Below are 14,661 nucleotides of genomic sequence, written 5' to 3'. Positions count from 1 at the left end.
TTCATATTGTTAAATTACAAAATAATACAATAGACAAAATTAAATTTCCCTGTTATTATCCAATAATATTTCTACCATAAAAATTTTTAAACTAATTATTATCAATAACATAAATTAAATATATAGGGTTGTCTTCTACTTTATAGACTAATGTCATCATGTAGATTCCTTTATCCTCTTTTGAAATATCTATCATTAGCTTATCAGGATTTTGCTCCCACTCACTGATATCAATCTCTGTTTCTTTAAAGGTTTTAGTGTTTCTAACCCCAGCTAAATGCGGTTTGACTTTCTTTCCATCTATTCCTAAAACAAGATTCTCTACTTCAATTACTGACCCTTTTAATTCTCCTACTTCAACATATTGTGGATCAGCTATTAAATTTTCTAATTTAGTTAAACCTTTTAATGGAGAGAAATCTGTTATTTCATTTTCTGTAATATTTAGCGTTACTAAGTTTTTAGCATGTTCTAAACCTTCAAGAGATCTAGCTCTTCTTGATTCACTTGTTAAAGTTGTCAGTTTATACATATCACCAAGCGTAATATCTCCAGTTAATCCTAACGTTTTCTTGATAGAATTACTTAAATATTTATCTTTTATAGTAATCACTTGAGTTAAATCTATTTCAACTAAACCTTCTTTAGCAGCTTTTAATAAAGCTAACCCTTCATCTACTTCTTGTTGAGTCGATTTTTTATTAGCTAGAATCTCTTCTGCTTTAGTTAGCGTAGTTTTTAGAATTTCCATACTTTCAAAGGTATAATCATCTTTATCAATTCCTTTTGCCTCTTCAATTGCTTTTTCTAGATCTTTCGTGAATAGTCTTTCTGCATTTGCGAAATGTAATTTAGCATCTCCCCAAGTAGCATGGTCAGATCCATTACCATTTCCACCGTCTTTAACTACTAGTTTAAGTTCCTTCGCTCCGTTTATATCTACTTCTACAAATTTTTGTGGGTCTCTTGAATTCATTACGCCACTATCAAATTTCTTTTCACCATCTACATATACTTCAAAACTTACTGCTCCTACAGATCCAAACATTTGTCTATCGACTCCAACAAATGAACTGAAATATGCAGAGTCTTTGTCCGTTAAATCGTAGACGATTGTTGATGTCGCGTGAGTACCGATACCTCTTTCATATGATATTACTTCATCAGAATCATCTGTAAGTCTTAATGCGTTACCACTTATAGACTTATCCTTCGTAAGTGTTCCCCAACCTGTATTTGCTGACTTCCAATCGTAATCCGTTAAGTACTTATAATCATCCATATCCACCACTGCGATTGTTCTAGTTTTTGTCACTGTATTTCCATCGCTATCTGTAACTGTGTACGCAATTTTATACTTGCCGGCTCTATCAAAGTTTACTTGATCTGTTCCTGTAACTTTTACTTCAGATGTTAAGTCCCCGTCCTCTGCATCAATTGCTGAATAGCTTTCATTTAAATCGATTTTTTGTCCTACTTTAGTTGAAATGGATTTAGCTATTGTCATTTTTGGTGCATTATTTAAAGTTAAGAATTTTGCGTCACCGAAACTACCATGATCTGAAGAAATTCCATTACCTGCATCATTTAAAACTAGTTTTAATTCATTTACATCTTTTACAGGTATTCTTACTAGTTTTGCTTCTGTATTATATTTCATTAGCCCACTGTCATAAACTTCTTTTCCATCAGCTAGAACTTTAAACTTAATACTTGAATTATTTTGTTCTTGTATATTTCTATCCACACCTATAAATGTTTCAAAATATTCGTAGTTAGAATTAGCAAGGTTATAAACCACTTCAGCATTTGCATGTGTTCCAATACCTTTTTCAAATTCTTTGTTTTTACCATTCACTAGTAATTTAATATTGTTATTTGTGCTAGATTTATCTTTTCGAACTGTTCCATAATCAGTTCGTGCTGATTCCCAATCGATATCACTTAAGTAAGAAGCCGCACTATAAACAACTATTGTTCTAGTTTTAGAGATTGTATTCCCATCACTATCTGTTACCGAATATTCTACATTGTAAGTACCTGTTTTATTTGAGTTAAAGCCGTTTATTTTAACCTCAACTTGCTCTATTAAATCGCCATCTTCAGTATCAAATGCTTCTACATCTTTTAATACATTAAAGTCTTCGTTTAATTTAACTGTCACTATTTCTTTCGGTACAGCTAATGAAGGTTTACTAGAATTTTTCGTGAACTTAGCATCTGCCCATACTGTATGATCTGCTGTGTTACCGTTATTTTTGGCATCTGTTGTCACTAGTTTTATCTCTTTAGCACCAGTAACAGGAACCTTTACAAATTCATGTTCTGTGTTCGCATTGAATACGTCACTTTCGAATTTCTTTTCGCCATCAACCCATACTTCAAATGTTGCAGTTGAAGCTTTACCTTTCATAGCTTGATCAATTCCTATATAGCTTTCGAAGACGTCAAAGTCTTTGCCCTCAATGTCATAAACCACTTCAGAATTTGCGTGTGCGCCGATTCCCTTTACATAGGTAGTATCTAAGCCTTGTCTAACTAATGTAATTGCTCCACCAGCAGGTGCTAAATCTTTCTTTAGTCCTCCCCATGCAATATTAGCTGATTTAGCATCCAAATCAGAGATAAATGTGAAATCACTTGCCACAGTAAATTTTGTTGTTTTTGTTTCTGTAGTCCCAGCATTCTTCACTTCATAAATAATTTCATATTTCCCTTTTTTTGTTACATCGACGTTACTCGATTTTACAACTACATCTTTCGTTATATCATCACCTTGATATGTAGCCGCTTTTACGTAATCCATTGGATCAAATTCTTGGCGTAATTTTAGGGTTACATGTTCCTCAGCTGACAGAGTTGGCTGATACGCCTTCACTTCTACTGGTTTTAAACTATTTAGTTTCTTATCATAGCCAATAATTTTGTAAGTATAGTTTTGATCCATGTCTAATTTTTGGTCTACAAATTGATCAGTACTAGTAAATCCAACTAATTCACCGTCTCTATAAATTTCAAAGCCTAAGAAATCGTCCTTATATTTCTTATCCATTTTGAAACTTAACGTCTTTGATTTAGCGGAAGCATTCGAAGCAATGCTAACTTTAACCGAAGCATTTTTGTCTTCTATTCCTCTTCCTTCATAGCCTACTACAGAGTCATTTAAATACCACGATTTCTTTGGTTTCTTATACTTGGCAGTTTTCTCTCTTGTTTTTTCATTAACCACAAATCCATGTCTAGCAAAATGTTCACTTAAATCCAACTCCAATACTTCAGAAGAGAATTCAACCAAATATTGTTGTTTAGAGCTTTCTCCATCTGTAAGCTTTACATCTCTTTCTCGATAAAGTCTATTTAATTTCCCCCAATAGCCAGGGCTATACATCTCTAATTGCCAATACACACCTAACTTCTCGAAAACTCCTTGATCATTATAATCTTTTAAATTTTCTTTTATTACATTTTTATAAATGTTTGCTTCATATGGGATTCTATTATCTAACTTACCGTAATAGCCAGACATGTATTGTGGTAACATATTGTTCGTTGTTTCACCGTATAACCTAACACTTACATCCATTCTATGACCTATCTCATGTGTTAAGCCCCATGATGGGCCTCTTACTTCAAATGGAATTAAGTGATTAGCAACAACATCATCTAAAGTACCGATATGGTCGCCAGCTGCATACATATACGCATATGGTTGAGCAAGACGTACATTATCTCGAATATATTTAGGGTCATGACTTTCACTACTAGCATCCAGTCCATAATATTTAAATATTTCTTTCATATGTGTATTGTACGACTTGATTGTTTCAAGTGGGCTATAGCCATCTTCTATATACGTTTTGTACGCACCTGTTGCTGTACCCGTCCAGAAAATATGGTCACTCACGAATTCGAATACGTCTAGCATTTCTCTATCTTCAACATTTGGATGTTTTGCTTTATCTTCATCTAATTTTTTCTTGTAATCAATTAAGAATGATTTGAACTCTTTTACATTAGTATCTGCTGTTGCGAAAGGAATTTTTTTCACACCTTCAAATCGGATTGTCGGCGCTTTTTCTTGTTGTTCTTTCGTATATGGATTAATGATATAAATACTTCCACCAGGAGTGACAGCCTTGTTATACCAGCTATCTTTATTAACCTTTGGTACAGTGATTTCATTTTTACCAGGTACTAGGCTGACATCTTTTCTCCAACTAGACCAAGAACCTTCTTGCTGGGCAAAAGATAACTTAGGTAATGGTCCTGTTGCATCCGCATCAACATAAACAGTAATTTGATCTCCTGGTTGAGCAGCGAAGCCTGTAGGCTGCAGATTGTTACCAAAGCCAAACTTCAGGTTTTGATTTGCATGTTTCACCATATCTCCATGTTGTTCTGCTACAACTAGAGTTCCTTCGATTTGAACTCCATTCACAATAGATTTAGCTAAATCTAGTCGATCTTTTAGAATAGAATATAGTGGGTGTCCTTTCGCTTCCTTCTCCAGTGCGTTGATTTTATCTACACTATTGAATTCTGGCACTACCTTACTCATTGTTCCATCAGTGAAAATACTATTCACCTTATCTTCTATGACATCTTCAGTATAGAAAGCTAATTCCGATAAAGTTGCCCAATTTTGATTTGATTTCTTGAACTTAAATTTAATTCTTTTAAATTTAGTAGATTCGAATTTAGCTTCGACTAATCCTTCTACCATATTATGTTTACCTGTTGTAACTAGTTGATATGTATCTCCTTTAGACGTTTGAGAAGCATAAATTTCAAACTCTTCAGCGAATCCTTTGCGATCAGATTTTCTTGCTCCATACATGATTCTATTTAATTCCACTGATTTTTTAAATTCTACTTCTACTTCATTTGTGAAGTCATTTGAATTACTTTTATTCGTTTCCCAGTAAGTATCTAGGTTGCCATCGACGGCATTCCCGATTACTTGACTAAGATACTGACCAGCATTATTTCGGATACTCTTAATATTTTCAATATCCATTCTAAACAACTTAGAATATTCCTCATTAGAATAATACTCAAAAGGTTTTGTTTTGGCTTTAGTTGCTTCTATGTTTGATTCATTTATTAATACTAATGCATCTTCTATATCTTCTATAAATTCATCATATAAAGGGTGTGATTGAACCTTTTTCTCTAATGCTTCTAACTTTTCTACTGTATTGAACTCATCAGATACTTTATTATGGTTTTCATCAGTAAATAGTTTTTTCATACTCTCTTTTACTTGGTCTTCTTTATAAAAACTAAATTCTGCTGCACTTGCCCAATCTTGATTGGCCTTTTTGAACACAAATTTGATTCTTTTGAATTCAGTTGGTTTAAATTGAATTTCAACAACATCACTGGTTGAACCTTTATATTCTCCAGGAGATACTAAAGTATAATCATCACCTTCATCCGAGATAGAGCTATAAATTTCAAACTCTTCCGCAAATCCTTTGCCTTTAGCACTGGTTTGTCTAGCAGCATAAACAATTCTATTTAATTCAGTCGATTCATTTAAATTGAATACTACCTCGTTAGTAAACTGCGCAGTATTCGCTCTTCCAGTCTCCCAATGTGTATTCATATCACCATCTATTGCTTTATTAATAGGAGAGCCTGAATAATTTCCCCCGTTGTTTGTTATCGATTTAATGTTTGTATTATTCATTTTGAAGACTTCATTATACTCACTTAAACTACTATTTCCGTATAAATCAAATTTACTAACTGTAGCATTTATTGCCTCATTGATCTTGCTTTCTAATGCCGTTTTATTAGCATTGGTATTCGGTGCTGCCAAAACATTCACAGCACTCCCCGAATAACTTGCTAACAACGCTGTTGATGTTGCAATAGCAATTAATTTAGACATTTTCTTTGACATATGCTTTCTCCTCCAGATGAATAAAACCCTAAGAAGTTCATTAAAAAAGCTACTCTATAAGAGAGTAGCTAACTTTTGATAACGTCTAAATAAAAATGATTAAGACATTTTTATTTAACCCAAAATAACAAAAAGTATAATGTACTCTTTGGCAACTGGCTGGCATAGTTTTTCAACCTTAGCCCCTCTAGCTTTGCGTCCCTAAATTTCTCTAGGTTTGCCTATTCAATTTTTATAAATCTAAAGTACCATGATATCTTACACTACATCATGAATCATATGAATTGTTTTACATCTAATAAGTTCCAATTTATTTCCCTCACTCTAGTTATTACAACCTAAAACTTATCTCCTATTTATTGGTTTTATAATAAAAATATCATTTTCATTATCGAAAAAGTCGCATTACTTAAACTTTACTTGAATTGTGTTTTTTCTTATATAGTAATAATGTATCACATTAAATATTTTACCTTTAAATTTTTTACCTATATCACTATACATTCATTAAACTATAAGAAAAAACTCCTAAACTATTCATTATCCTCTAGTAGTTATGAGCATTAACTTTAAATCGTTTAAATTGCTAGCTATAGCAAAATTATTTTATTATTTGGATCATAGATTCATTAGTAATTGATTGTGGGATATCTTTAAACAAATAAAAACCTCTCATTTATTTATACCAAAGAGTTTTTAACGAAATTATTTGATTCTTTCTAATGACGAGTTTGATTTTCAACACAATAAAAAAACACCACTTCATTGGAAGTGGTGTTTTTTTACATTATTCAGTTTTTGCATCGTTCATTTGATCAAATTGGATGCCGGTAATATGTACATTTACCTCTTGCGTTGCAAGAGATGTCATATTAAAGATAGCTTCACGAATCTGGGTTTGAACTTGATGAGCTACTTTCGCAACAGATGCTCCATATTGCACGAAGCAATATACATCTACGATTAAGCCCGCTTCAGTCCATTCGGTTTTAATACCTTTCCCATGAACCTTTTTACCGAATTTTTCTACTACGCCTGTAGCGAAGTTTCCTCTTGTACCAGAAACGCCTTCCACTTCTGTAGTAGCAATTCCTGCAATAACTTCAATAACTTCAGGCGCTACTTCAATCTTACCTAGCTCTTCCTTACCAGCAGGAGTGCTTTGAGGTAAAGATTGTATCACTTTTTCAGCCATAGAATTCGCCCCTTTCTTATGAATTCATGACGTCATTTTCTTCAAGGAACTTCGTATTGAAATCACCTTTTTTGAATACCTCATGATCCATTAATTTAGCGTGGAAAGGAATTGTTGTTTGAATGCCTGGTCCTTCAACAATGAATTCACCTAATGCGCGTTTCATCTTAGCAATTGCTTCTTCACGTGTATCTGCATGTACAATCAATTTTGCAACCATTGAATCGTAGAACGGAGGAATACTATATCCTGGATACATAGCAGAGTCGATACGGACACCGTAACCACCCGGAGCTATATAATCTTCTACTTTACCCGGTGAAGGCATAAAGTTTTTAGATGGATTCTCAGCATTGATACGACATTCCATCGCCCAACCATTCACTTTCACATCTTCTTGTTTATACACTAATTTCTCGCCAGAAGCAATCTTAAGCTGTTGTTGAACAAGATCAATACCTGTAATCATTTCAGTTACTGGATGTTCTACTTGAATACGTGTATTCATTTCCATGAAGTAAAACTTGTCTTCATGGTAGTCAAAGATGAATTCTACCGTACCAGCACCGCGGTATCCACAAGCTAACGCAGCTTTAACTGCAGCCTCACCCATCTCAACGCGACGTTCCTCAGAAAGTGCAGGAGACGGAGCTTCTTCAACAAGTTTTTGCATACGACGTTGAACTGTACAATCACGTTCACCTAGGTGAATTGTATTGCCATAGTTGTCCGCTAGTATTTGTATTTCACAGTGACGGAAATCCTCGATGAATTTTTCTAAGTATACGCCAGGGTTACCGAATGCTGCAGCAGCTTCTTTTTGAGTGATTTGAACACCTTTAATCAATTCTTCCTCAGTGCGTGCTACACGGATCCCTTTACCACCACCACCGGCAGTTGCTTTAATGATTACTGGGTAACCAATACCTTTCGCAACTTCGGCTGCTTCAGCTGCATCTGCAACGATACCAACTGAACCTGGAACTGTAGGTACACCGGCTTTAATCATTGAGTCTTTTGCTATATCTTTAATACCCATCATTTTGATGGCATCTGAAGTTGGTCCAATGAAAGTAATACCAGCATCTTCACATGCTTCTGCAAAGCTAGCATTCTCTGCTAAGAAGCCATATCCTGGGTGAATTCCATCACAGCCAGTTTTTTGAGCAACACTTAGTATACTACTAATTTTCAAATAACTCTCACTAGAAAGTTTTGGTCCGATGCAATATGCTTCGTCAGCTAATTGAACGTGAAGTGCATCACGATCTGCTTCTGAGTACACAGCTACAGACTGAATATCTAATTCTTTACAAGCGCGAATAATACGTACCGCTATTTCTCCACGGTTTGCAATTAATACTTTTTTCATTTGGATAGGCCTCCCTTAGTTCTCTTTTACTAGGAACAGAGGTTGACCATATTCAACTAGATCGCCATCTTTAACAAGAATTTCAACGATTTCGCCACTAACTTCTGCTTCGATTTCATTAAATAATTTCATAGCTTCAACGATACATACTACTGCTTCTTCGCCTACTTTATCTCCAACTTTTACGAAAGCTGGTGATTCAGGGTTTGGAGCTTGATAGAAAGTTCCTACCATCGGTGAAGTGATTTTGTATAATGATGCATCCACTGCTGGTGCTGCTGGCGCTGCTTCAGCTACAACTGGTGCTGCAACTGGTGCTGCAGGAGCCGCAACTGGTGCTGGCGCTGCAACTGGAGCTACTTTAACTACTGGCGCTTCAGTTACAACTGCCACACCACCATGTTTTTTAAGTTTCACTTTTGTATCTGCTACCTCATAAACGAACTCGTCGATTGAAGATGAATCTACTAATTTAATAATTTCTCGAATTTCCTGAATTTTCAACATAAATTACTCCCCTTAATTTTGTGAAATATAATACACTACTTATTCTATCGTGTTTTGGGGTATTTTTAAATAGATAATTGAAAATAGGAATTATTCAAGACAATATCGTTATTTTTTCGTTAAAAAGACTCAGATTTAAAGTCGACTACTATTTTACCAGCTGTAGGTACCTCTTTTTTAACCGTGTATACGATTTCATCTGCTTTTGATTTTGATAATTCAGCAGATTGTACTGTAACACGAATTTGATCATTTTCAGCTCGTACAAATGCATCTGAATAACCTAAAGTTTTAATGAGCAATTCTAGCATCGCTTCATTAGATTCTTTCTTAACAATAACATCCATCTCGTTAAATGCTTCATTCTTTTCTTCAGCTGTATACTTATCTGAAGCTATTTTTTGCGTTAGAGTTGTTTTCAATTGACTACGTTCATTTATTAACTCCATACGCATTTCTTCAAATAAGTCACTTTGTGCTGTGACAGGTGTTTTATCATTGCCTGTTAGTTTAGCAATATCATCAACTGCTGTGCTATTTAATGTGCTATCTGAGAAGATTTTAAGACCATTAAATGGTTGTGCTGGATTCATAAGATAGTACACTGAAATAACTGCTGCTAAACTCAATAATGTTAAAAACCAAACTGCTCTCTTTTTTACTCTCATTTTATTTCCCCTCTCTTTTCCATAGGCATTACAACAATTCTGTGTGCAGGAATTTCCAGCACTTTTGTCAGCGTAGTTACTAATTCATTCTTTACCGCGATGTCATTCGCCCCTTCCGCAACAACTAATACTCCAGTTACTTGCCCACTTTCTTGTCCAGTTGTATTAGACCAGCTGAAATAATTCTCTAAGGATGAAGAATCTTTTTTTACATCTTGTGCCGTTTGTCCACCTGCATAAAAATAAAGCTCAACTTTCCCGACTTTGTCAATCCTAGATAAAATGACTGCTAGCTGTTCCGCTTCATTAGTAGATACATTCTCTCCTTTAGACGATGTTTTCATAGGATTTTCATTATTGTATGAAAACATGGCCACAATAATGATGACAATTGCCATCAATATTCCTACATAGTAAATTGACGTTTTTTTCATATTCTGCACCGCCCGAGCTAGTCATCCCCCTCTTCACATCTTTCCTGTTATCTACATCATTGTATGAAGCATAACTCTAATCTATGAGATACTAATGCCAAAAATTAAAAACAAACTTTAAAATCCATATTGCAACGATTATTTTCAATAGAATAACCCACTCTTCTGGGTCCTCCAATAGTAAACTTACAATTTTGCCAACGAATATAATGACGACTAAACCAAGTAAAAATGCTTCCACAACCCCAATCCTATCCTTCTTGTATTTGTAGTTTCAGAAGTATAACGGCTAATATCGCTGTGAAAAAGAAGGCAAATGCAATAATAAAAGATACTGCACACAAAACAAATAATGTTTTGCCTATATCATCTAAAAAACTCGCAATATCTTTATCAGAAAAAGGTTCCATCAATGCTGCCAAGAAACGAAAACTTAATCCTGTCATTAAAATTTTCAATGTCGGGATAATAGCAGCAGTAAATATACCTATCATTAAACCTGTACTCGTTACCGTTGCAGTAGTTGATGAATATTTTCTAAATGTACTTAAACTCTCAGTTATAAAAGAACCTATGAATGGAATGTTTTGTTGGATCATCTTTTTCAATGGTCCTAGTGCAGCTCCGGTAAAAGATACTGAAACTACACTATTCATAACTAGAAACATCGAATAGCACATGACTGTAGCAGAAACGACGCTTAATACAAGTACTCGTATAAAGTCAGCCATTCGAGCAAAAGATATTTCTGGCATGAAACGAGATAGAAAATCAAAAATCAAAGATGCCGTCAACAGAGGAATTAGCCATCTCCCCGTTAAAAATACAGCAAATTGAATGAGTAGTAATAACATAGGATGCCACGCCATTAATGACATAGCTCCTGCTGAGATGGCCATTGCAGACATTAATATTGGATAAAGGGCACTAAAGAATGCAATCATATTCTCAGATAATGCCTGCATCATAGTAAATGATTGATAAACTGGCTTTAATGTCGTAGTAAGTATAGCGATAAAAAAGAAAACCCTTGTCCACTCTTTAAATTGAGGCATTATAAAATTTAATAATAAAAAGAGTAGTGCATAAAAAAGTAATGAAACGAGTGTAAATAATGTGTCCTTGAAGGGGGCGACCAAAATCTCCTGTAACCAGTCCAATCTTGCCCTCCTATCTTTTTTTGACGTTTACCCAAAAATCTCTTCTATTAAATTGAGTTTGTCCATAAAAATGACAACCTTTATCTACTATGGTTCGATCAAACGTTGCCAAATTGAAAATAATTCAATTATCTCTTTTAGCCAAAGCGATAAAATAACAAGCTTTACCGCTGTATGTGATAAAAAGGCAAGTGCTTCATAATCCTGGTCATTTAAATGTTGTGACACGGCTGTTGAAATGAAATATATAAATGCACTGCCTAGGATAAGCGATAAATATGGGATCTCAATTGGAAATGCATGCAATAACCTTTGAAGAAACGGGATGAATAAACGCATTAATAAAAAGCTCATTAATAAGAAAAAAAACACCGTATAAAAGACACGATGCAAAGCAGGAATTGCCATTTGAATGAACATTAAAAGAATAAGCATAATCACAGCGTAAAATAATATCGTCATAAGCTCAGGTAGCCGTTAACCATTGGAAGAAGGTGAGAATTTCATCAAAGAACAAACGCAAAAAATGAAGTAGTTCCGCTGCGATATACATATAGGCTAGAAAATAAAGAAAAAAAGAAAATTCCTTTTTACCGGTTTGTTCAAAGAAGATATGTAAAAGCGCAATCACAAGTCCAATACCGGCGATGCGTAGAATGTCTTGAAGTTCCGTAGCTGCCCCTCCTCTTGTATAATCTAATCTATGCAAAGTTAGAAAGAGTTATGATTTCCAATCATACAAACATCGAATTAGACAAAAAAATCGACCCTTATAGCATAAGCTATAAGGGTCGATTTTAAAGAATGACTTAATTATCCACGAGATACGTAAGTGCCTTCTTCAGTGTTAATAACTAATTTGTCACCAACATTAACAAAGAATGGTACTTGTACAACTAATCCAGTTTGAACTGTTGCTGGTTTAGAGCCACCTGAAGCTGTATCACCTTTAATACCTGGTTCAGTCTCAATTACTTCTAGAAGAACTGTATTTGGAAGATCAACACCAAGGATTTCTCCTTCGTAAGACATGATTGAAACTTCCATGTTCTCTAATAAGAATTTCAATTCGTCTTTAAGTTGGTTTTCAGATAATTCAATTTGGTCATAAGTTTCAGTGTTCATGAACACATGATTATCACCTGAAGCATATAGATATTGCATTTTGTTATTGTCAATTTGAGCTTTCTCTACTTTTTCACCTGCACGGAAAGTTTTTTCCATTACTGAACCGTTACGTAGGTTACGAAGTTTTGATCGTACAAAAGCTGCACCTTTACCAGGTTTTACGTGTTGGAAATCTAGTACACGGAAAAGTCCACCGTCTACTACGATTGTTAGGCCTGTACGAAAATCGTTTACTGAAATCATGAATGTTCCTCCAATATTACTTTATAAAATGATTAGTTCTTTTGTGGAATGAGTTAGTTTTTCATTACCTGTCTCTGTGATTAATGTATCGTCCTCAATACGGACACCACCGATTCCTGGTAGATAAATACCAGGTTCACATGTCACGACCATACCTGGTTCTAATACAGTAGGTGAACGGAATGATAATCCAGGACCTTCATGTACTTCTAAACCAATTCCATGACCTGTTGAGTGGCCAAATGCCTCACCATATCCATGTGCTTTAATATAATCACGTGTTACTGCATCAGCTTCAATACCTGTCATACCTGGTTTAAACTGCTCTAATCCAAGTAATTCAGCATTTAATACAATGTTGTAAATTTCCTTCAATTGATCTGAAGGCTCTCCAACTGCAACTGTACGTGTTGTATCAGAGATATAGCCGTTATAGAGCGCACCAAAATCTAAGGTGACAAAATCACCAGTTTCTATTATTTTATCAGTTGCAACGCCATGTGGCAATGCCGAGCGTACACCTGATGCAACAATTGTATCAAAAGAAGATGAAGTTGCTCCTTGTTTGCGCATGAAGAATTCCAATTCATTTGATACTTCTAATTCTGTTTTGCCAGCTTTAATAAATGTTAGTATATGCTCGAATGCAGCATCTGCTATTTCACAAGCGACCTTTATTATATTAATCTCTTGTTCCGTCTTAATCAAGCGGATTTTTTCTACTAAACCTGAAACTCCGACTAAATCAGTTTTTAGATGTTTCGAATATATTTCAAATGTGCTATAACTAACATCTTCTTTCTCAAATGCTAATGTTTTGATACCCATCTCTTGTACTTGATTAGCTATTTCTTCAATGATTGTAGCTTGGTGTTGTACAATTCGATAATTTTGCACTTGCTTAGCAGCTTGTTCTGTATAACGGAAATCTGTAATAAAGACTGCATCATTTTGTGAAACAATTGCTACCCCAGAAGTTCCAGTAAAATCAGTCATGTAACGACGATTATAGTCATTTGTAATAAGCATTGCATCAAGCCCTTGTTCTTGTAATGCTGCTCTTAATTTTTTTAGTTTTTCCATAATAATCAATTCCCCCTGTTATTGTTCTAAAAACATGCGTAATGCAAGTTGGTACCCCTTAGTCCCTAATCCAGAAATTTGTCCCACACACTCTGGTGCTAAATATGAGTGGTGACGGAATTCTTCACGTTTATGTATATTCGAGATATGCACCTCGATAACAGGTACATTTACGGAAGCGATAGCATCACGTATCGCAACACTTGTATGTGTATATGCACCTGGATTAAAGACAATGCCAGCAATTTCATTGTCTTCAGCGTCATGAATCCAGTCTATCAACTGGCCTTCGTGATTAGACTGCTTTAATTCAATTGTGGCACCAAACTCACCAGCTAGCTTTTGAAGGGCTTTATCTATATCTTGAAGAGTTTCCGAGCCATATATTCCTGGCTCTCTTTTACCTAATCGATTTAAATTAGGCCCATTTAAACATAAGTACTTCATATCTCTCCCCCTCCGATTTGAATGAATTTATTTTACCACATCAGTATTATAAGGCATTTTACTTCGGGTGTCTAAACTTTCTGCTTTTTTATGGAACATTGCAGTTTCTACTATAAAACGTAAATGCATGGCGATTAAAACGAAGATAGGGATCGATACTTTTTTTAACTCTACCGTACCGAACATCCACCACTGTAATCCAAATAGAAAAATAACACTCAATCCCATCGCCGCTATATCTGCACGAATAGCAATGCAGAGTTCACTTAAATAATAAATCACTATTGCTAAAACAAACAACATGACCGCTAATGTTGTCCATTTAAATAATGGCATATGTCCACTGAATAAATGCCATCTCTTAGACCACCCGATTGGACTCCAATGAATGATTGAAAATAATTGTAGTAATCGTAAACAAACCGTGAACGACACGGCACTTAAAATGGATGTCCAAAACAAGACATGTATTTTCAAAACACAACACTCCTTTTTTACAAGCATTGCCTCATTTTC

Annotated in this window: 14 protein-coding genes and 1 riboswitch; all 14 genes read right to left on the bottom strand. The window is 34.8% G+C overall.

What is annotated here, in order from left to right; genetic code table 11:
• Window positions 1–91: 91 nt before the first annotated feature.
• On the bottom strand, window positions 92–5,908 hold the full coding sequence (locus tag MHH98_RS06825) for an NPCBM/NEW2 domain-containing protein (protein ID WP_340712327.1): 5,817 nt from the start codon (window positions 5,906–5,908) through the stop codon (window positions 92–94).
• Between the two features lie 147 nt (window positions 5,909–6,055).
• Window positions 6,056–6,140: riboswitch (cyclic di-GMP riboswitch) on the bottom strand.
• A 555-nt stretch (window positions 6,141–6,695) separates the two neighbouring features.
• Window positions 6,696–7,103: an Asp23/Gls24 family envelope stress response protein gene (locus MHH98_RS06820; protein WP_038186672.1), complete on the bottom strand. Its 408-nt coding sequence runs from the start codon at window positions 7,101–7,103 to the stop codon at window positions 6,696–6,698.
• Window positions 7,104–7,119: 16 nt separating this feature from the next.
• The gene (gene accC, locus MHH98_RS06815) at window positions 7,120–8,475 is read right to left on the bottom strand and encodes an acetyl-CoA carboxylase biotin carboxylase subunit (protein ID WP_038186680.1); all 1,356 of its coding nucleotides are present in this window, start codon (window positions 8,473–8,475) and stop codon (window positions 7,120–7,122) included.
• A 15-nt stretch (window positions 8,476–8,490) separates the two neighbouring features.
• The gene (gene accB / locus MHH98_RS06810; RefSeq protein WP_038186691.1) at window positions 8,491–8,982 is read right to left on the bottom strand and encodes an acetyl-CoA carboxylase biotin carboxyl carrier protein; all 492 of its coding nucleotides are present in this window, start codon (window positions 8,980–8,982) and stop codon (window positions 8,491–8,493) included.
• A gap of 119 nt (window positions 8,983–9,101) precedes the next feature.
• A complete protein-coding gene (locus MHH98_RS06805) occupies window positions 9,102–9,650 on the bottom strand; it encodes a SpoIIIAH-like family protein (RefSeq protein WP_038186693.1) in 549 nt (182 codons plus the stop codon).
• Window positions 9,647–10,084, bottom strand: coding sequence for a hypothetical protein (locus tag MHH98_RS06800; RefSeq protein ID WP_038186695.1), 438 nt, complete (start codon window positions 10,082–10,084; stop codon window positions 9,647–9,649). The genes MHH98_RS06805 and MHH98_RS06800 overlap by 4 nt, the downstream gene beginning before the upstream one ends.
• Window positions 10,085–10,175: 91 nt before the next feature.
• Window positions 10,176–10,325 carry a hypothetical protein gene (locus MHH98_RS06795; protein WP_155981195.1) on the bottom strand — a complete coding sequence of 50 codons (150 nt, stop codon included), beginning with the start codon at window positions 10,323–10,325 and terminating at the stop codon, window positions 10,176–10,178.
• A gap of 10 nt (window positions 10,326–10,335) precedes the next feature.
• Entirely contained in the window at window positions 10,336–11,244 is a 909-nt protein-coding gene (locus MHH98_RS06790) for a stage III sporulation protein AE (RefSeq protein WP_051448759.1), read from the bottom strand.
• Between the two features lie 87 nt (window positions 11,245–11,331).
• A complete protein-coding gene (locus MHH98_RS06785) occupies window positions 11,332–11,706 on the bottom strand; it encodes a hypothetical protein (RefSeq protein ID WP_340708824.1) in 375 nt (124 codons plus the stop codon).
• 4 nt (window positions 11,707–11,710) lie between these two features.
• A complete protein-coding gene (locus MHH98_RS06780) occupies window positions 11,711–11,953 on the bottom strand; it encodes a SpoIIIAC/SpoIIIAD family protein (protein ID WP_051448760.1) in 243 nt (80 codons plus the stop codon).
• Window positions 11,954–12,057: 104 nt separating this feature from the next.
• A complete protein-coding gene (efp, locus tag MHH98_RS06775) occupies window positions 12,058–12,615 on the bottom strand; it encodes an elongation factor P (protein ID WP_038186701.1) in 558 nt (185 codons plus the stop codon).
• Window positions 12,616–12,636: 21 nt separating this feature from the next.
• Entirely contained in the window at window positions 12,637–13,698 is a 1,062-nt protein-coding gene (locus tag MHH98_RS06770; protein ID WP_038186704.1) for a M24 family metallopeptidase, read from the bottom strand.
• A gap of 18 nt (window positions 13,699–13,716) precedes the next feature.
• Window positions 13,717–14,145, bottom strand: a complete 429-nt coding sequence (aroQ, locus tag MHH98_RS06765) for a type II 3-dehydroquinate dehydratase (protein WP_076064874.1) — start codon at window positions 14,143–14,145, stop codon at window positions 13,717–13,719.
• Window positions 14,146–14,172: 27 nt separating this feature from the next.
• Complete coding sequence (locus MHH98_RS06760; protein ID WP_038186708.1) at window positions 14,173–14,622, bottom strand: hypothetical protein; 450 nt, start codon at window positions 14,620–14,622, stop codon at window positions 14,173–14,175.
• Between the last annotated feature and the right edge of the window lie 39 nt (window positions 14,623–14,661).

Origin of the sequence: Viridibacillus sp. FSL H8-0110 (assembly GCF_038003565.1) — a bacterium.
In the GTDB taxonomy this organism is placed as follows: Bacteria; Bacillota; Bacilli; order Bacillales_A; family Planococcaceae; genus Viridibacillus; species Viridibacillus arenosi.
This window is presented reverse-complemented; position numbering and strand designations above follow the sequence as displayed.

Bases quoted from the DNA above. Each gene is read 5' to 3' on its own strand.
- MHH98_RS06825 (WP_340712327.1), bottom strand. From the start codon at position 5,908: ATGTCAAAGAAAATGTCTAAATTAATTGCTATTGCAACATCAACAGCG.
- MHH98_RS06820 (WP_038186672.1), bottom strand. From the start codon at position 7,103: ATGGCTGAAAAAGTGATACAATCTTTACCTCAAAGCACTCCTGCTGGT.
- accC (WP_038186680.1), bottom strand. From the start codon at position 8,475: ATGAAAAAAGTATTAATTGCAAACCGTGGAGAAATAGCGGTACGTATT.
- accB (WP_038186691.1), bottom strand. From the start codon at position 8,982: ATGTTGAAAATTCAGGAAATTCGAGAAATTATTAAATTAGTAGATTCA.
- MHH98_RS06805 (WP_038186693.1), bottom strand. From the start codon at position 9,650: ATGAGAGTAAAAAAGAGAGCAGTTTGGTTTTTAACATTATTGAGTTTA.
- MHH98_RS06800 (WP_038186695.1), bottom strand. From the start codon at position 10,084: ATGAAAAAAACGTCAATTTACTATGTAGGAATATTGATGGCAATTGTC.
- MHH98_RS06785 (WP_340708824.1), bottom strand. From the start codon at position 11,706: ATGACGATATTATTTTACGCTGTGATTATGCTTATTCTTTTAATGTTC.
- efp (WP_038186701.1), bottom strand. From the start codon at position 12,615: ATGATTTCAGTAAACGATTTTCGTACAGGCCTAACAATCGTAGTAGAC.
- MHH98_RS06770 (WP_038186704.1), bottom strand. From the start codon at position 13,698: ATGGAAAAACTAAAAAAATTAAGAGCAGCATTACAAGAACAAGGGCTT.
- aroQ (WP_076064874.1), bottom strand. From the start codon at position 14,145: ATGAAGTACTTATGTTTAAATGGGCCTAATTTAAATCGATTAGGTAAA.